This is a genomic window from Pseudomonas subflava (assembly GCF_023823685.1).
Classification (GTDB): Bacteria; Pseudomonadota; Gammaproteobacteria; order Pseudomonadales; family Pseudomonadaceae; genus Aquipseudomonas; species Aquipseudomonas subflava.
In genome coordinates this window covers 46795-62956 of the sequence record NZ_JAMXBF010000009.1, presented here as the reverse complement: position 1 = coordinate 62956, position 16162 = coordinate 46795, and the positions used below count along the sequence as shown (strand labels likewise).

The 16162-nt window shown below is 67.7% G+C and carries 17 protein-coding genes; 10 read left to right on the top strand and 7 right to left on the bottom strand.

From position 1 onward, the window contains the following. Positions 1-117: 117 nt before the first annotated feature. On the top strand, positions 118-522 hold the full coding sequence (locus NF616_RS13670; protein WP_252273840.1) for an acyl-CoA thioesterase: 405 nt from the start codon (positions 118-120) through the stop codon (positions 520-522). A 251-nt stretch (positions 523-773) separates the two neighbouring features. On the opposite strand, the gene fadD1 is transcribed toward NF616_RS13670, so the two are convergent. Further along, positions 774-2465, bottom strand: coding sequence for a long-chain-fatty-acid--CoA ligase FadD1 (fadD1, locus tag NF616_RS13665; RefSeq protein ID WP_252273839.1), 1692 nt, complete (start codon positions 2463-2465; stop codon positions 774-776). Positions 2466-2695: 230 nt separating this feature from the next. After that, entirely contained in the window at positions 2696-4384 is a 1689-nt protein-coding gene (gene fadD2, locus NF616_RS13660; RefSeq protein ID WP_252273838.1) for a long-chain-fatty-acid--CoA ligase FadD2, read from the bottom strand. 301 nt (positions 4385-4685) lie between these two features. On the opposite strand from fadD2, the gene NF616_RS13655 reads away from it, so the two are divergent. Together NF616_RS13655 and NF616_RS13650 are read left to right on the top strand one after the other, a co-directional pair. Further along, positions 4686-5642 carry an alpha/beta hydrolase gene (locus tag NF616_RS13655; protein ID WP_434091884.1) on the top strand — a complete coding sequence of 319 codons (957 nt, stop codon included), beginning with the start codon at positions 4686-4688 and terminating at the stop codon, positions 5640-5642. Next, the gene (locus tag NF616_RS13650; RefSeq protein ID WP_252273836.1) at positions 5639-6109 is read left to right on the top strand and encodes a MaoC family dehydratase; all 471 of its coding nucleotides are present in this window, start codon (positions 5639-5641) and stop codon (positions 6107-6109) included. Before NF616_RS13655 ends, NF616_RS13650 begins: the two co-directional genes overlap by 4 nt. Before the next feature lie 97 nt (positions 6110-6206). Here the strand turns inward: NF616_RS13650 and NF616_RS13645 are convergent, their stop codons facing one another. From NF616_RS13645 to NF616_RS13635, 3 genes are read right to left on the bottom strand one after another with little or no spacing between them, the layout of a single operon-like run. Beyond that, a complete protein-coding gene (locus NF616_RS13645; RefSeq protein ID WP_252273835.1) occupies positions 6207-7061 on the bottom strand; it encodes an efflux RND transporter periplasmic adaptor subunit in 855 nt (284 codons plus the stop codon). 10 nt (positions 7062-7071) lie between these two features. Further along, on the bottom strand, positions 7072-7278 hold the full coding sequence (locus NF616_RS13640) for a DUF1656 domain-containing protein (protein WP_252273834.1): 207 nt from the start codon (positions 7276-7278) through the stop codon (positions 7072-7074). After that, positions 7265-9253: an FUSC family protein gene (locus NF616_RS13635; protein ID WP_252273833.1), complete on the bottom strand. Its 1989-nt coding sequence runs from the start codon at positions 9251-9253 to the stop codon at positions 7265-7267. Before NF616_RS13635 ends, NF616_RS13640 begins: the two co-directional genes overlap by 14 nt. Before the next feature lie 165 nt (positions 9254-9418). On the opposite strand from NF616_RS13635, the gene NF616_RS13630 reads away from it, so the two are divergent. The 5 genes from NF616_RS13630 to NF616_RS13610 all read left to right on the top strand — a co-directional run bounded on the left by NF616_RS13630 (position 9419) and on the right by NF616_RS13610 (position 14016). Next, positions 9419-10063, top strand: a complete 645-nt coding sequence (locus NF616_RS13630; protein WP_252273832.1) for a TetR/AcrR family transcriptional regulator — start codon at positions 9419-9421, stop codon at positions 10061-10063. A 1-nt stretch (position 10064) separates the two neighbouring features. Then, complete coding sequence (locus NF616_RS13625; RefSeq protein ID WP_252273831.1) at positions 10065-11036, top strand: HlyD family secretion protein; 972 nt, start codon at positions 10065-10067, stop codon at positions 11034-11036. Continuing rightward, positions 11023-11961, top strand: coding sequence for an ABC transporter ATP-binding protein (locus NF616_RS13620; RefSeq protein ID WP_252273830.1), 939 nt, complete (start codon positions 11023-11025; stop codon positions 11959-11961). Before NF616_RS13625 ends, NF616_RS13620 begins: the two co-directional genes overlap by 14 nt. Then, positions 11958-13037 carry an ABC transporter permease gene (locus NF616_RS13615; RefSeq protein WP_252273829.1) on the top strand — a complete coding sequence of 360 codons (1080 nt, stop codon included), beginning with the start codon at positions 11958-11960 and terminating at the stop codon, positions 13035-13037. The genes NF616_RS13620 and NF616_RS13615 overlap by 4 nt, the downstream gene beginning before the upstream one ends. Positions 13038-13122: 85 nt before the next feature. Next, complete coding sequence (locus NF616_RS13610) at positions 13123-14016, top strand: DUF6279 family lipoprotein (RefSeq protein WP_252273828.1); 894 nt, start codon at positions 13123-13125, stop codon at positions 14014-14016. Here the strand turns inward: NF616_RS13610 and ung are convergent. Next, a complete protein-coding gene (ung, locus tag NF616_RS13605; protein WP_252273827.1) occupies positions 13982-14674 on the bottom strand; it encodes a uracil-DNA glycosylase in 693 nt (230 codons plus the stop codon). The genes NF616_RS13610 and ung overlap by 35 nt on opposite strands. A gap of 156 nt (positions 14675-14830) precedes the next feature. Between ung and NF616_RS13600 the strand changes: the two genes are divergently transcribed. After that, positions 14831-15256 carry a PaaI family thioesterase gene (locus NF616_RS13600; protein WP_252273826.1) on the top strand — a complete coding sequence of 142 codons (426 nt, stop codon included), beginning with the start codon at positions 14831-14833 and terminating at the stop codon, positions 15254-15256. Here the strand turns inward: NF616_RS13600 and NF616_RS13595 are convergent. After that, entirely contained in the window at positions 15253-15810 is a 558-nt protein-coding gene (locus NF616_RS13595) for a MarR family winged helix-turn-helix transcriptional regulator (RefSeq protein ID WP_252273825.1), read from the bottom strand. The genes NF616_RS13600 and NF616_RS13595 overlap by 4 nt on opposite strands. A gap of 118 nt (positions 15811-15928) precedes the next feature. Here NF616_RS13595 and NF616_RS13590 point away from each other — a divergent pair, with 118 nt between their 5' ends. Beyond that, positions 15929-16159 carry a thioredoxin family protein gene (locus NF616_RS13590; RefSeq protein ID WP_252273824.1) on the top strand — a complete coding sequence of 77 codons (231 nt, stop codon included), beginning with the start codon at positions 15929-15931 and terminating at the stop codon, positions 16157-16159. The last annotated feature ends 3 nt before the right edge of the window (positions 16160-16162 follow it).

The window sequence follows — 16162 nt, the reverse complement described above, 5'->3', positions numbered from 1 at the left end:
GCGCCGCGTTTGTAAGGCGTATTCGGCGAAAGCGGTGCGGCGTTACGAGAGAGCGTGCGGTGGGGCGAGGGGCGTATGATCGGGGGCATCTCATCAACGGCTCGCCCGGCGGACAGCATGTCTTTCACCACCACCCGCACCGTGTTGTTCGGCGACTGCGATCCGGCCGGGATCGTCTATACGCCGCGCATCGCTTATTTTGCCATCGAGGCGATTCACGAATTTCTTTCCCACCGGCTCGGCGGCGAAGGCCTGCGCAAGGTCTTCGCGATGGGCGTGCTGCCGCCGGCGCGGGCGCTGTCGATCGAGTTTCTCGCGCCCATGACCTGGGATGAAGTGATCACCCTCGAAGTGCGCAGCGAGACGCCCGGCGCGACCTCGTTCAGTTTCGCCGTGGAGGGTCGCCAGGCCTCGGGGGAGGTTACCTTTCGCGCAGCGATGACCCAGGTCTGCATCTGCCCCGAGAGCAGGCAGCCGACCGCCCTGCCCGAGGCGCTGCGCCAGGCGCTGACAGGCGACTGAGCACTGCACCGCTCCTATTCCTGCTCCTGCTCCTGCTCCTGCTCCTGCCAGTTGATCATGCGACGCGAAAACGACCTGGGACACGGGTTTCGAAGGCTCACTCACGGCAAGTGAACTCTGCGCCCCTACCACCGCTTTCGCCGCACGCAGAAACCCTGCCCGGCCCTTTAAGCGAATGGCCATGAACAGGCACTGCGCCACCCAGGAACGAAAAAGCCCCGCCGAGGCGGGGCTATTCATCACCGAGGAAATCAGGCCGTGGCGGCCAGTTTCTTCAGCTCCTCGTCGCGCAGTTCGCGGCGCAGGATCTTGCCGACGTTGGTGGTCGGCAGGGTGTCGCGGAACTCGACGAAGCGCGGCACCTTGTAGCCGGTGAGGTTGGCGCGCATGTGCTCCATCACCTGCTCCTTGGTCAGGCTCTCGCCCGGCTTGACCACCACGAAGACCTTGATGGCCTCGCCCGACTTCTCGTCCGGCACGCCGATGGCGGCGCACTGCAGCACGCCCGGCAGGGTGGCGAGCACGTCTTCCAGCTCGTTCGGGTACACGTTGAAGCCGGACACCAGGATCATGTCCTTCTTGCGGTCCACGATGCGCAGGTAGCCGTCGTCCTGGATCACGGCGATGTCACCGGTCTTCAGCCAGCCTTCGCTGTCGAGGATCTCGTCGGTGGCTTCCTGGCGCTGCCAGTAACCCTTCATCACCTGCGGGCCCTTGACGCACAGCTCGCCACGCTCGCCCAGCGGCAGGTCGTTGCCGGCGTCGTCGATGACCTTGCACAGGGTCGACGGAACCGGGATGCCGATGGTGCCGATCTGGATGTTCTGGTACGGGTTGACGGTGGCGACCGGGCTGGTCTCGGTCATGCCGTAGCCTTCACAGATGGAGCAACCGGTGACTTCCTTCCAGCGCTCGGCGGTGGCCAGCTGCAGGGCCATGCCGCCGGACAGGGTCAGCTTCAGGCTGGACAGGTCGAGGCGACGGAAGTCCTCGTTGTTGCACAGGGCGACGAACAGGGTGTTGAGGCCGACGAAGGTGGTGAACTTCCAGTTCGACAGTTCCTTCACCGTGCCCGGCAGGTCGCGCGGGTTGGTGATGAGGATGTTGTGGTTGCCGGTCAGCATCATCGCCATGCAATGGAAGGTGAAGGCGTAGATGTGGTAGAGCGGCAGCGGGCAGATGACGATCTCGCAGCCCTCGCCCAGGTTGGAGCCCATCAGCGCCTTGGACTGCAGCATGTTGGCCACCAGGTTGCGGTGGGTCAGCATGGCGCCCTTGGCCACGCCGGTGGTGCCGCCGGTGTACTGCAGCACGGCGATGTCGCCGTTGCTCGGGTTGGCTTCGGTGAACGCCTTGCCGCGGCCCATGGCCAGGGCCTTGTTCAGCTTGACGGCCTGCGGCAGGTTGAACGCCGGAACCATCTTCTTCACGTGCTTGACCACGGCGTTGACTAGCAGGCGCTTGAGCGGCGGCAGCAGGTCACCCACCTCGGTGACGATGACGTGCTTGACGCCGGTCTTCGGCAGCACTTCCTCGGCCAGGTGAGCCATGTTGGCCAGGCAGACCAGCGCCTTGGCGCCGGAGTCGTTGAACTGGTGTTCCATCTCCCGCGCGGTGTACAGCGGGTTGGTGTTGACCACGATGAGGCCGGCGCGCATGGCACCGAAGACCACGACCGGGTACTGCAGGACGTTGGGCAGCTGGACGGCGATGCGGTCGCCCGGCTTGAGGTCGGTGTGGTTCTGCAGGTAGGCGGCGAAAACGCCGGAGAGTTGGTACAGCTCGCCGTAGGTCAGGGTCTTGCCCATGTTGCTGAAAGCAGGCTTATCGGCAAAGCGTTGGCAGGACTCTTTCAGTACGGCCTGAATATTGGGGTACTGGTCGGCGTCGATTTCGGCAGCGACACCAACAGGGTATTTGTCCTTCCAGAAGTTATCGGTCATGGAAGCCTACTCCTGAGCAACAGCTTGTCTACACCGCGCACGGTGGCGGGTTGTTTGTTGTGATGATTGACCTTGACGCGAGGTGGGACCGGCGCAAAGCGTGCCGAGAGTAGCAGCTTTGCCAGGGGTCGCCTAGCACCAAACATGGCCACGGCGGTCAAAAAAATGACCGAACATCGCTGCCCGGTCATCTTTTCGAAACCCGAGCGAAATGCCCGGAATACAGCGGTTCAGGCGATATCGCGCAGCTCGCGACGGAGGATCTTGCCGACCGGCGTCATGGGCAGGGACTCCTTCAGCACGATGTGCTTGGGGACCTTGTAGCCGGTGAAGTTTTCCTTGCAGAAGGCCTTGATCTCTTCCACGGAAACGCCGCCCTCGCGAGCCACCACGAACAGCTTGACCGCCTCGCCCGATTTCTCGTCCGGCACGCCGATGGCGGCGCAGCTGGCGACCTTCGGGTGGGCCATCACCACTTCCTCGATCTCGTTCGGGTACACGTTGAAGCCGGAGACGATGATCATGTCCTTCTTGCGGTCGACGATGCGCACGTAGCCGTCCGGGTCGATCACCGCGATGTCGCCGGTCTTGAACCAGCCCTCGGCGTCCAGCACCTCGGCGGTGGCTTCTTCGCGCTGCCAGTAGCCCTTCATCACCTGCGGGCCCTTGATGCACAGCTCGCCGCGCTCGCCGACCGGCTGCTCGACGCCGTTGTCGTCGATCACCTTGAGCGCGGTGCCGGCCACCGGGATGCCGACCGTGCCCAGGCGGGCCAGCGGGCCATAGCAGTTGGTGGTGGCCACCGGCGAGGTCTCGGTGAGGCCGTAGCCCTCGACCACCGCGCAGCCGGTCACTTCCTGCCAGCGCTCGGCGGTGGCCTTGACCAGCGCGGTGCCGCCGGAGTTGGTCAGCTTGAGGCGGGAGAAATCGAGGTTCTTGAAGTCGGGGTGGTCCATCAGCGCGACGAACAGGGTGTTGAGCCCCAGCAGCGCGGAGAACTGCCACTTGCCCAGCTCCTTGACGAAGCCGGGAATGTCGCGCGGGTTGGTGATCAGCACGTTGTGGTTGCCGCTGACCATCATGCACATGCAGTTCGCGGTGAAGGCATAGATGTGGTACAGCGGCAGCGGCGCGATCATCACCTCACCGCCCTCGCGCATCAGCGGCTGGCCGTCGTCGCCGGTCTGCTGCAGGCAGTTGTGCACCTGCTGCATGTTGGCCACCAGGTTGCCGTGAGTGAGCATCGCGCCCTTGGCCACGCCGGTGGTGCCGCCGGTGTACTGCAGCACGGCGACGTCCTCCAGGCTCAGCTTGGCCGGCTGGAAGGAATGGCCCTTGCCGGCGCGCAACGCGTCCTTGAAGGACACCGCCTGGGGCAGCTCGTAGTCGGGCACCATCTTCTTCACGTGCTTGACCACGGTGTTCACCAGCAGGCCCTTCAGGCTCGGCAGCATGTCGCCCAGGCGCGCCTCGATCAGGTACTCGATCTGGGTATCGGGCAGCACTTCCTGCACCGATTTGCCGAAGGTATTGAGGTACACCAGCGCGCGCACGCCGGCGTCGTTGAACTGGTGGCGCATCTCGCGCACGGTGTACAGCGGGTTGGTATTGACCACGATGAGCCCGGCGCGCATGGCGCCGAACACGGCGATGGGGTACTGCAGGACGTTGGGCATCTGCACGGCGATGCGATCGCCGGGCTTGAGGTCGGTGTTCTTCTGCAGCCAGGCGGCGAAAGCCGCGGAGTAGCGCTCGAGCTCGGCGTAGGTCAGCGTGACGCCGAGGTTGCTGAAGGCGGGGCGGTCCGCGAACTTCTTGCAGGAGCGCTCGAACACCTCGACCACCGAGCGATAGTGGTTGAAGTCGAGCTGGTTGGCGACGCCGGCCGGGCGCTTGTCGTCCCAGAAGTCAGGTTGCATTGTTCTTATCCCCTTGACCTGAATGAGCTAACCGGACGCCTGCGAATGCGACCGGGCTGCGCCGGAACTTAGCAGCTCGCCGGCACTAGGCAAATAGCCCCGGGGCGCACATTGACCGCATGAATCTTTACCATGCTTGTCCGGCGATTGCCGGGGACCGACGCCGAGCCTCTGGCCCGGGCCTGGCGCCCGAGCATACCCAGGCCCCGCAGGCGCCATGGGCCGTGGCGTCGACGGCCCTTTGCGATGCCGCGACGGCCATGCACAATGCCCCACTCCACCGGGCGCAAGGATCGCCATGATGCAGCACGAATTCCGGATCGACGCCAGCGACGGCACCGCCCTGCACGCCTACCACTGGCCGACGGAGGCACCGCCCAAGGCGCTGCTGATGATCGCCCACGGCATGGCCGAACACGCCGGGCGCTATGCGCGCCGGGCCGCGTCGCTCAACGCCGCCGGCTACGGTGTCTACGCCATCGACCAGCGCGGCCACGGCCTGACCGCGCAGCACGGCGTGCTTGGCCACTACGCCGACGAGGGCGGCTGGAGCAAGGTGGTCGGCGACCTCGCCAGCCTCAACCACCACATCCGCCAGCAGCACCCGCAGGCGCCGATCTTCCTGCTCGGCCACAGCATGGGCAGCTACATCGGCATGGCCTACCTGATGCAGCACAGCTGCAGCCTGCAGGGCGCGATCCTGTCCGGCTCCAACTACCAGCCACTGCCGCTGTACCAGGCCGCCAGCCTGATCACTCGCCTCGAGCGCTGGCGCCTGGGCCCGACCGGGCGCAGCAGGCTGATCGACTTCCTCTCCTTCGGCTCCTTCAACAAGGCCTTCAAGCCCAACCGCACCGGCTTCGACTGGCTCAGCCGCGACCCGGTCGAGGTGGACAGGTACGTGACCGACCCGCTGTGCGGCTTCGTCTGCACCACCCAGCTGTGGTGCGACCTGATGGATGGCTTCCAGCAGATCACCCCGGTGCGCAACCTGGCGCAGATCGACGCCGACCTGCCGCTGCTGGTGATCGGCGGCGACCGCGACCCGGTCAGCCAGGGCAAGCGCCTCGGCCACCTGGCCGGCGCCCTGCGCACCGCCGGTATCCGCGACGTCGAACTGAAGATCTACCCCGACGCCCGTCACGAGCTGCTCAACGAGAGCAACCGCGACGAGGTCACCCATTATCTGCGCGACTGGCTGGAGCGGACCCTGGTCCGCAGCCGCTCGTGCGCCACCCCCATCGAGGAACCCGTATGACCCAGGTCACCAACATCCCCTACGACAAGCTCGAAGTCGGCCAGCAGGCCAGCCTGGTGAAGACCGTGGAAGAGCGCGACGTGCAGCTGTTCGCCGCCGTCTCCGGCGACAACAACCCGGTGCACCTGGATGCCGCCTTCGCCGCCGAAACCATGTTCAAGGAGCGCATCGCCCACGGCATGTTCAGCGGCGCGCTGATCAGCGCGGCCATCGCCTGCAACCTGCCGGGCCCGGGCACCATCTACCTCGGCCAGCAGCTCAAGTTCACCCGCCCGGTGAAGCTCGGCGACACCCTGACCGTGCAGCTGGAAGTGCTGGAAAAGCTGCCCAAGGGCCGCGTGCGCCTGGCCACCCGCGTGTTCAACCAGAACCAGGAGCAGGTGGTGGACGGCGAGGCCGAGGTGCTGGCCCCGCGTGCCGAGCAGACCCTGAATATGCCGGAGATGCCGAAGGTCACCGTCGGTTGACCCTCTCGTAGGGTGCGCCGCGCGCACTAACGGCCGCATGCCGTGCCACACGGTGCGCACGGCGCACCCTACGGCTCGAACGCGGGTTTCACCCGCCCTACTCCACCACCCTGACGCTCGCCGTCATCCCCGCACTCAGCGGCAAATCCTTCGGCACCTCGTCCAGTTCGAAACGCACCGGAATACGCTGGGCCAGGCGTACCCAGTTGAAGGTCGGCTCGACGTTGGCCAGCAGCTGCGCATCGGGCGTGGCGTTGCGGTCGGTGATGCCGCGACTGATGCTCTGCACCCTCGCCTTCAGCGGCTCGCCGCCGCTCATCAGGGTCACCTCGGCCGGCGCGCCGACGCGGATGCCCGGCAGCTTGGTCTCCTCGAAATAGGCCTGCACATAGAACGAGTCGTCCGCCACCAGGGCCATCACCGCCTGGCCGGCCTGCACGTAGTTGCCCTGGGCCAGGTGCAGGTTGGTGACCTGACCCGCGCGCGGCGCGCGCACCTCGCTGCGGCGCAGATTGAGCTCGGCCAGCTCGACCTCCGCCTCGGCCTGTTGCAATTCGGCGCGGGCGATGGACGCGTTGATCTGCGCGTTCTCGCGCAGCTCCGCGCTGATCGCCTGGGGGCCCAGGTGCGCGCGGCGCGAGGCCTCGTGCTGGCGCAGGTTGAGTTGCTGGCGACGGGTCTCGGCCAGGGCGCGGGCCTTGTCCAGCGCCGCCTGGTAGCGCTCGCGGTCGATGCTCATGAGCAGGTCGCCGGCCTTGACCTGCTGGTTGTCGCGCACCTTGAGCTCGACCACCCAGCCGGACACGTCCGGCGCGAGGGTGACCACGTCGGCGCGCACGCGGGCGTCGCGGGTCCAGGGCGACAGCATGTAGAACTGCCACAGCCACCACCCGGCCAGCAGCGCGACCGCGACCACCAGCATCGTCAGCATCATTCGGGGCAACGCACGCATCACAGACTCCTCACCAGCTCGCCAGCAGGGCCACGAGCCCCGCCAGCACGCAGACATACAGGGCGCAGTCGAACAGCGCCTCGTGCCAGATCCAGCGCGCCAGGCCGGCACGCTGCAGGCCCAGGCGCAGCACGCCGGTCAGCAGCAGCGCCAGCAGCGCATACACCAGCATGGGGCTGAGCAGCACGCCGCCCAGCGTCCATTCACGCAGCTCCATGGTTCTCTCCTTGCCGCGCGCACCAATGCCGCCAGCTGTGGGTGAGTTGCAGTAGAGCGGCCTCGGCCAGGCTCAGTTCGACCGCCGGTGGCTGGTCGCGCAGGGCCCGCGCGAACGCCTGGGCCGGCGCCTCCAGCGCCTCGCCGCGCGTCGGCGCCGGGCCCTGACGCAGTACCGCGCCCGCCTCTTCGAAGAAACGCCGCTCGGCCTGGCGCGGTGCGCTGGGCGCGGCCGCCAGACAGGCTCGCAGGTGGAGCAGCTCGTCGCCCAGGTCGAGGCTGTCGATGCCATCGTCCCAGCGGCTGCGGCCACCCTCCGGCAGTTGCGGGTAGAAGCGCGCCAGCTGCAACAGGCGATCGGCCATACGCCCGCCGAACCAGTTTTCCGCGCCGCCCAGGCTGCGCGAGCAGAGCCGCGCCAGGTCGTCGAGGGTCGCCTTGAGCAGGCGCCGGCCGTGCCACACCGGGTTGCGCAGCACGATCAGACGCAGCGCCAGCACCGCGCAACCGACGCCTATCAGCATGGCCAACGCCTCGTTGAGGAAGAAGGCGACGTCGTAAACCATGTCGTTGCGCGGCGCGCAGAGCACGATGAAGTGCAGGCAGAAGGAGGTGGCGGCGCCCGCCAGGGCGGGCTTCGCCATCGCCAGCAGGCCGAAGAACAGCGGTACGCCAAGAGCCAGGCAGAGCAGCGGGAAGCCATTCCACTGCGGCAGCAACACCTGCCCGACGAAGAAGGCCACCGGCAGCGCATAGAAGATGCCGCGCATGAAGGCCATGCCGATCAAGTCGGCATTCTCGCGGCTGGCGAACAGGCTGCACACCACTGCGGCCAGCAGCAGCGCGCCGCTGGCGGCCGGCCAGCCGGTGGCCAGCCAGAAGGCCGACAACACCAGCAGCGTCAGGCAACTGCGCAGGCCGTACACGGCGGCGGTCTGCACGTCGCGATGCCAGGACAGCGGCGGCGGCGCGTCCTGCGGGGCCTCGCCACGCTCGACCGCGCCGAGCGCGGTTTGCGCGCGCCCGAGCTGGCGCACCACCAGCGCCAGCCGTCCCAGGCAGTACTGCCGCGCCAGCGATTGCCCGGGCGCTTGTGAGGCTTCCAGCAAACGCCCATAGAGCGCCTCCTGGCGCTGCGCATCCGGTTCGGCCAGCAGCGTTCGGACCTCGTCCAGCCAGGCCCGCAGGCCATCGGCTTGACCCTGGTCGAGCTGCTGCCATTGCCGCGCGGCGCCGCGAGCCAGGCGCAGCAGACCGAGCAGCTCGCGGGTCAGCGCGCGCAGGCCACGGGCACGCTGGCGGCCGCGGCTGCCCTCGAACCAGGCGTGCTCGCGCTGGGCGTCCACTGCGACGATGCGGCCAAGCGTCTCCAGCAACCCCTGGCGCCCGGCCGCCCTGCCCTGCAGCGCCGCGGCCGCCGCCTGCACCCCGCCCTGCCAGGCGGCGCGCGCCTGCTGCACCACCGCCTGCTCGACCCGCTGCGGCCAGAGCACGGCACTGACCGCCATGGAACAGAGAATGCCGAGGCAGATCTCGGTGCAGCGCGCCACCGCCTCGTCGAACACCAGCAGCGGCTTGCCGGTGATCGGCAGACAGATGATCGCCACCGTATAGCCGGCCAGCACGAAGGAATAAGCCCAGGCACTGCGCAGCAGGGTCGAGGCCGCCGTGCACAGCCCCAGCCACAGCGCCATCACCAGCAGGAACAACCAGGGCGCCTGGGCGAACAAAGCCATGAACAGCACCGACAGCGCCGTGACAATCAGCGTGCCGAGCAGCCGCGCCAGGCCCTTCTGCACCACCATGCCGGCCAGCGGCTGGGCGACGATGAAGGCGGTCATCAGCGCCCACTGCGGCTGCTCGAGGTCGAAGCGGAAGGCGCACCACAGCGCCAGAGCGCCCGCCAGCAGCGTCTTGGCGGCGAACTGCAGCGCCGCGGGATGAGGGGCAACGAAGGTCGAAAGCGAGTCGCGCAAGGAGGCGTTACCGGTTGGAAGACGTCATGAATGAAGGTAGCCGCCCCTTCGAGAGGACGGCTAAACAATCGAAAACTAATTATTAGCCAGCTAACTTTATTCGTCCAGAACGAGCTCGACGAATGGTGGTTGCAATTAATTAATTGAGTATTTAATTATTAGGCCATGAGCAAACAGCCGAAAACCCCTCGCGCCCCCGGGCGCCCGACCGCCGATGCCACGGTGCTGCGCGAGCAGTTGCTGGACATCGCCACCAATCTCTTCGCCCACCAGGGCATCCACGCCACCAGCCTGCGCGCCATTGCCGAGCGCGCGGGCGTGACTCCTGCACTGCTCAACTACTACTTCGGCGGCAAGGACGGCCTGGTCGACGCCATGGTCGAGGAACGCTTCCTGCCGCTGGTGACCACCGCCGCCCAGGGCCTGCAGCAGGCCGGCGACGATCCGCTGGCGCTGGTCGAAGCCTTCCTCCGTGACATGAGCCGCAACGTCGCCACCCACCCATGGATTTCCCAGCTCTGGGTGCGCGAGATCCTCTGCGACGGCGGCGTGCTGCGCGAGCGCCTGATGGACCGCATCGCGCCGATGGTGCCGCTGCTGCTGGCGCAGAAATTCGCCGCGGCCCAGGCCCGCGGCGCGCTCAACCCCGACCTCGACCCGCGCCTGCTGGTGGTCTCGCTGATCGGCCTCACCCTCCTCCCCTACGCCGCCGCGCCCATCTGGCGTGGCGTGTTCGCCAACCCACAGATCGGCGACGACGCGCTGATCGCCCACACCCTCGCCCTGCTCAAGGGCGCAATGGAGCCCTGAGATGTACCGTCTGCTGCGATCACGTCTGCTGCTCGCCAGTCTCCTGGTCGCCGGCCTGACCGGCTGCGACTCCGGCGGCGAACAGCTGCTCGGCACCCTGGAATGGGACCGCATCGGCCTGCCCGCCGAGACCTCCGAGCCCGTACTGGCCTGGAAGGTCGCCGAGGGCGACCGGGTCGAAGCCGGCCAGTTGCTGGTGGAACTTGATCCGCGCCGCCAGGATGCCCGCATCGCCCAGGCCCGTGGCGAGGTGGACCAGGCCGCCGCGCGCCTGGCCGAACTGAGCAACGGCGCGCGCAGCGAAACCATCGACGCGGCCCGCGCCACCCTGGCGCGCAACCGCGCCGAGCTGACCGACGCCGAGCGCAACTTCCAGCGCATCGCCGCGCTCTACCAGCGCAAGCAGGTGGCCATTGCCGAACTGGACCGTTCGCGCGCCGCCCGTGACCAGGCCAGCGCCGCCACCCGCAGCGCCGAGGCGCAGCTGCGCGAGCTGACCAATGGCACCCGCCCGGAGCAGCTTGAACAGGCTGGCGCCGCCCTGGATGCCGCCCGCGGCAACCTGGCCCAGCTGCAAGTCGGCCGCGAGCACCTGAGCCTGCGCGCACCCCGCGCCGGCGTGATCGACGCCCTGCCGTTCAAGGTTGGCGACCAGCCGCCGGCCGGCGCCGAAGTGGTCAGCCTGCTGGTCGGCGAGGCGCCCTACGCGCGGCTGTTCATTCCCGCCAGCATCCGCGCCGGGGTGAAGGTGGGCGACACCCTGCGCATCCGCGTCGAGGGCATCGAGCAACCCTTCGACGGTCGCGTGCGCAACATCCGCAGCGAGGCCAGCTTCACGCCCTACTACGCCCTCACTGGCGACGATGCCAGCCGCCTGATGTACCGCGCCGAGGTGGTGCTCGAGGGCGAGGCCGCGCGCCAGCTGCCGGCCGGCCTGCCATTGCAGGCGGAGCGCATCGATGAACGACACTGAACTGGTGATCCGCGCCCGCGGCCTGAGCAAGCGCTTCGGCAAGCTCACCGCGGTCGACAACCTCGACCTCTCGGTGCCGCGCGCCGAGGTGTTCGGCTTCCTCGGCCCCAACGGCTGCGGCAAGTCCACCACCATCCGCATGCTCTGCGGGCTGCTGCAGCCCAGCGAGGGCGAGGTGGAAGTACTCGGTTATCAGATCCCGCGCGACGCCGAGGAACTGAAGCGGCGCATCGGCTACATGACGCAGAAGTTCTCGCTCTACGAAGACCTCACGGTGCAGGAGAACCTGGAATTCCTGGCCGCCGTGCAGGGCATCGGCCGCCGCGAGACCCGCAAACGCATCGACGAGCTGTTGGAGCGCTACTGGCTGGCCGACCGCCGCAAGCAGATGGCCGGCACCATGAGCGGCGGCCAGAAGCAGCGCCTGGCCCTGGCCGGGGCGGTGCTGCACAAGCCCGACCTGCTGCTGCTCGACGAGCCGACCAGCGCCGTCGACCCGCAGTCGCGCCGGGAATTCTGGGACTCGCTGTTCGAGCTGGCCGAGGCCGGCACCACCCTGCTGGTCTCCACCCACTACATGGATGAGGCCGAGCGCTGCACGCGCCTGGGGATTCTCGACGCCGGCCGCCTGGTGGCCGACGGCAGCCCGCGCGAGCTGATGGACGCCCTGCCCGGCCACCCGCTGCTGATCGAATGCGCGCAGCCGCGCGAGGCCCAGCGCGCCCTGCAGGGCCACCCCCAGGTGCTGGCCATGGCGCAGATCGGCGCCACCCTGCGCGTGCTCTGCGCCGCCGACGGCGTGCGCGATGACATCGCCGCCGTCCTGCGCCGCGCCGGGGTGAATGCCGAGCTGCGCGACGGCGAGGCCAACCTGGAAGACGTGTTCGTCGCCGTCACCCGCAAGCCGCTGGAGGCCACGCCATGAACCTGCGCCGGATGGGCGCCATCGTCCTCAAGGAGCTGCGCCAGCTGCGCCGCGACAAGCTGACCTTCGTCATGATCGCCGGCGTGCCGCTGCTGGAACTGGTGCTGTTCGGCTACGCCATCAACATGGATGTGCGCGGCATCGAGGCCGCCGTGCTCGACCAGGCCAACACCGCACAGTCGCGCGAGGCCATCGCGGAAATCACCTCCAGCCAGGTGATCGAGGTGAAGTACCGGCTGGACAACCCGCAGGAGATCGACCGCCTGCTGCGCGAAGGCAGCATCAGCGCCGCGCTGGTGGTGCCGAGCGATTTCGAGGCACGCCTGCAGCGCCGGGAGCGCCCGCCCCTGCAGCTGGTGGTGGACGGCTCCGATCAGAGCGTGCAGGCCTCGGCGCGTCAGCTGGCGGCCTATCCGCTGCCCGGCTGGAGCGGCGCCCAGGGCGTGGAGGTGGTCAATTTCTACAACCCCGAACGCCTGGCGCCGCTGAACACCGTGCCCGGGCTGCTCGGGGTGATCCTGACCATGACCATGGTGCTGTTCACCGCCGTGGCGCTGGTCAGGGAACGGGAGCACGGCAACCTGGAGCTGCTGATCGCCACGCCCGTGTCGCCCTGGGAGCTGACCATCGGCAAGGTGCTGCCCTTCATCGGCATCGGCCTGATCCAGGTGACGGTGATCCTGGTGGTCGGCCACTGGCTGTTCGAGGTGCCGGTGCGCGGCTCCATCCTCGAACTCTACGGCGCCTCGCTGCTGTTCATCATCGCCAGCCTGGCCCTCGGCGTGTGGCTGTCGACCCTGGCCAGCACCCAGTTCCAAGCCATGCAGATGGCCTTCTTCACCTTCCTGCCGCAGATATTGCTGTCCGGCTTCATGTTCCCCTTCGCCGGCATGCCCAAGGCGGCCCAGTGGTTCGCCGAGTTCATGCCGCTGACGCACTACCTGCGCCTGTCGCGCGGCATCATGTTGCGCGAGGCCGGCTTGCAGGAACTGTGGCTGGAGATCCTGATCCTAATAGTGTTCTGCGTGGCACTGCTGGGCCTGGCCGTGGCACGCATCCACAAACGCCTGGACTGATGCGAGCGGTCGCGCGAACAGGCCGTCACACCGCTGCCATTCGCGCCCGCTATGCTCGACCCAGGCCACGACGGTGAGGCATGCCATGCGACGACGCATCTCCGCCCTTCCCCTGATCGCGCTGCTGGTGGGCATCAGCCTGCTGACGGCCTGCAGCCGTCTCGACCTGGCCTACCGCAACCTCGACCGCCTGCTGACCTGGCGCATCGACAGCTACCTCGACCTCAACGACGAGCAGAAGGCCTGGCTCGAGCCGCGTCTCGACCAGCACCTGGCCTGGCACTGCAGCACCCAGCTGCCGCAGCTGGCCAGCTGGCTGGACCAGGACCGCGCCGACCTGGCCGCCGGCGGCCTGGACGCGGCGCACTTCGAGGCACGCTTCGCCGACCTTCGCATGGCCCTGGGCGAGGTCTCCAGCGAGATCGGCCCGACCGCCGCCGGCCTGCTGCAACAGCTCACCCCGCTGCAGGTGCAGCAATTGCGCGAACAGATGGCCGAGGAAAACGAGAAGCTGCGCCGCGAGTTCGTCGAACCCCCGCTCGCCCAGCAGATCGCCAAACGCGCGGAAACCACCGAGGAACGCCTGCAGCCCTGGTTCGGCGATCTCGATGAGCAGCAACAGGCGCTGGTGCGGGCCTGGGCCGAGCGCCGCGGCGAGCAGAACCGCCTGTGGCTGGACAGCCGCGAGCGCTGGCAGGCGGCGCTGCTGCAGGAGCTGGAAGGCCGCCGCAGCGCCGACTTCCCGCAGCGCATCGAACGCCTGCTGCGCGAGCGGCAGAGCTACTGGAGCGAGGCCTATCGGGAGTCCTTCGAGGATGGCGAGCGCAGCCTGGCGGTGCTGCTCGGCCAGCTGATCGCCAGCGCCGACGCCGCGCAGCGCCAGCGTCTGCAGGAGAGCCTCGGCGCCCTGCGCGAGGACATCGCCGAGCTGGCTTGCGACGGCGCTACAGCGGAGGTAGTCGCCAGTCGATCGGAGTGAGGCCGCACTGCTTGAGGTACTGGTTGGCGCGGCTGAAATGGCCGTTGCCGAGGAAGCCTCTGTAGGCCGACAGCGGCGACGGATGCGCCGACTTCAGCACCAGATGGCGGGTGGCATCGATCAGCTTCTGCTTGCTCTGCGCGTGCGCGCCCCACAGCAGGAACACCAGGTTGCCCGGCCGCGCGTTGACCACTTCGATCACCTTGTCGGTGAATGGCTGCCAGCCCTTGTCGGCATGGGAGCCGGCGCTGGCCTGCTGCACGGTCAGCGAGGTGTTGAGCAGCAGCACACCCTGCTCCGCCCAGCTCTGCAGGTAGCCGTGGTCGGGGATGTCGATGTTCAGGTCGCGCTTCAATTCCTTGAAGATGTTCACCAGCGAGGGCGGCGCCGGCACGCCCGGTTGCACCGAGAAGCACAGGCCGTGCGCCTGTCCCGGACCGTGGTAGGGGTCCTGGCCGATGATCACCACCTTGACCTGGTCCAGCGGCGTGGAATTCAGTGCATTGAAGATCATCGGGCCCGGCGGGTAGATCACCTTGCCGGCCGCCTTCTCGTTGCGCAGGAATTCGCCGAGCGCCTTCATGTAGGGCTTTTCGAACTCGTCGCGCAGGGCCTCTTTCCAGCCCGGTTCGAGTTTGATGCGATCGTCTTCGCTCATGCGCTGTGTCCTGCCGTCCAACGAAACACGGCACGCTAGGGAAGGCTCCGAGGCAAGTCAAGGCTGATGCCGGCCCATCACGCCCGTGGATGCATTTGGCCGACGCGGCAAAGCGGGCCAAGACTGCAAGCTCCCCACCCCGCGAGGAGCTCCCTCATGAACACCACCCGCGAAAACGCCGCCGGCATCAGCCGCGAGCGCCTGGAGCAGGCACTGCAGCACTCCACCTTCGCCCAGCTGCTGGGCGCCGAACTGCTCGACTTCGAGCCCGGCCGGGTCAGCCTGCAGGTGCGCAGCCGCCCCGACCTGTGCCAGCACCACGGTTACCTGCACGGCGCCGTGGTCGGCTTCATGGTCGACAGCGGCTGCGCCTGGGCCGCGGCCTCGATGGTCGGCGACGTGGTTACCAGCGAGTACAAGCTCAACCTGCTGGCCCCGGCGTTGGGCGAACGCCTGATCTGTCGCAGCGAGGTGCTCAAGGCCGGGCAGCGCCAGGCGGTGTGCCGAGCGGACGTGTTCGCGGTGAAGGACGGCGCGGAGAAGCTGATCGCCACCGGCCTGGCGACCATCGCCCGGGTCTAGGCGACCTGGTACTCGCGGCAGATCAGCTCGACATCGGGCTGGCGCAGCGGCTCCTGGGTCAGACCGCAGAACGGCGCGCCGTCACGCTGCTGGTGGAAGCGACAGGTGCGGCACAGGCCGAAGCCGGGCACGTCCTCGCTGCGCTGGATCTGCCGCAGCAGGTCGCCAAACAACGCCTCCAGATCCTGCGCCCGCTCGCCCATCTGCTCCAGCGCCGCGCTCAGGAACTGAGGCGGCGCCACGCTGGCCAGCAGCTCGCGAGCCAGTGCCGTCAGCTCCAGGTGCACGCTGCGCCGGTCGCGCTGGTCCTGGCTCTTTTCGATCAGGCCCTTGGCCTCCAGCGCCTTGAGCGACTGCGACACCGTACCCTTGGTCAGCCCGAGGTACTCGGTCACCGCCAGCGGCGTGTTGGAGTAGCGGTTGCAGCGCGACAGGTAGATCAGCGCGCTGACCTGGATCGGCTGCAGCTCCGCGAGCAGCGGGTGCTGGCGGTTCCAGATGCGCATCAGGCTGGTCAGTCGCTCCAGCAGATCGAAGAAGGTGGTAGCGGTCATATCATCACTCCTGTCGAAATATAGTATCGACTAAAAACCATATTGACAAAGAGCGCAGCGGGAGTAGCCTTCGTATCAGTATCGAATCGATACCAAATCAATCTGAAGGAGACACGAAATGACTACTGCACGCTTCTACCACGCCGGCTGCCCCGTTTGCGTCTCGGCCGAACAGACCCTGCTCAACCTGCTGGACCCGGCCGTCAAGGTCGAGGTGGTTCACCTCGGCGACCAGCCCCAACGCGTCGCCGAGGCCGAAGCGGCCGGCGTCAAGTCGGTGCCCGCACTGGTGGTCGAAGACCAGGTGCTGCACCTGAACTTCGGCGCCTCCATCGACGACCTGAAATAAGGA

Coding starts and splice junctions, on each gene's coding strand:
- NF616_RS13640 (WP_252273834.1), bottom strand. CDS start 7,278: ATGGAGCTGCGTGAATGGACGCTGGGCGGCGTGCTGCTCAGCCCCATG.
- NF616_RS13655 (WP_434091884.1), top strand. CDS start 4,686: ATGCAGCACGAATTCCGGATCGACGCCAGCGACGGCACCGCCCTGCAC.
- fadD1 (WP_252273839.1), bottom strand. CDS start 2,465: ATGACCGATAACTTCTGGAAGGACAAATACCCTGTTGGTGTCGCTGCC.
- NF616_RS13595 (WP_252273825.1), bottom strand. CDS start 15,810: ATGACCGCTACCACCTTCTTCGATCTGCTGGAGCGACTGACCAGCCTG.
- NF616_RS13600 (WP_252273826.1), top strand. CDS start 14,831: ATGAACACCACCCGCGAAAACGCCGCCGGCATCAGCCGCGAGCGCCTG.
- NF616_RS13610 (WP_252273828.1), top strand. CDS start 13,123: ATGCGACGACGCATCTCCGCCCTTCCCCTGATCGCGCTGCTGGTGGGC.
- NF616_RS13620 (WP_252273830.1), top strand. CDS start 11,023: ATGAACGACACTGAACTGGTGATCCGCGCCCGCGGCCTGAGCAAGCGC.
- NF616_RS13615 (WP_252273829.1), top strand. CDS start 11,958: ATGAACCTGCGCCGGATGGGCGCCATCGTCCTCAAGGAGCTGCGCCAG.
- ung (WP_252273827.1), bottom strand. CDS start 14,674: ATGAGCGAAGACGATCGCATCAAACTCGAACCGGGCTGGAAAGAGGCC.
- NF616_RS13645 (WP_252273835.1), bottom strand. CDS start 7,061: ATGCGTGCGTTGCCCCGAATGATGCTGACGATGCTGGTGGTCGCGGTC.
- fadD2 (WP_252273838.1), bottom strand. CDS start 4,384: ATGCAACCTGACTTCTGGGACGACAAGCGCCCGGCCGGCGTCGCCAAC.
- NF616_RS13670 (WP_252273840.1), top strand. CDS start 118: ATGTCTTTCACCACCACCCGCACCGTGTTGTTCGGCGACTGCGATCCG.
- NF616_RS13650 (WP_252273836.1), top strand. CDS start 5,639: ATGACCCAGGTCACCAACATCCCCTACGACAAGCTCGAAGTCGGCCAG.
- NF616_RS13625 (WP_252273831.1), top strand. CDS start 10,065: ATGTACCGTCTGCTGCGATCACGTCTGCTGCTCGCCAGTCTCCTGGTC.
- NF616_RS13590 (WP_252273824.1), top strand. CDS start 15,929: ATGACTACTGCACGCTTCTACCACGCCGGCTGCCCCGTTTGCGTCTCG.
- NF616_RS13630 (WP_252273832.1), top strand. CDS start 9,419: ATGAGCAAACAGCCGAAAACCCCTCGCGCCCCCGGGCGCCCGACCGCC.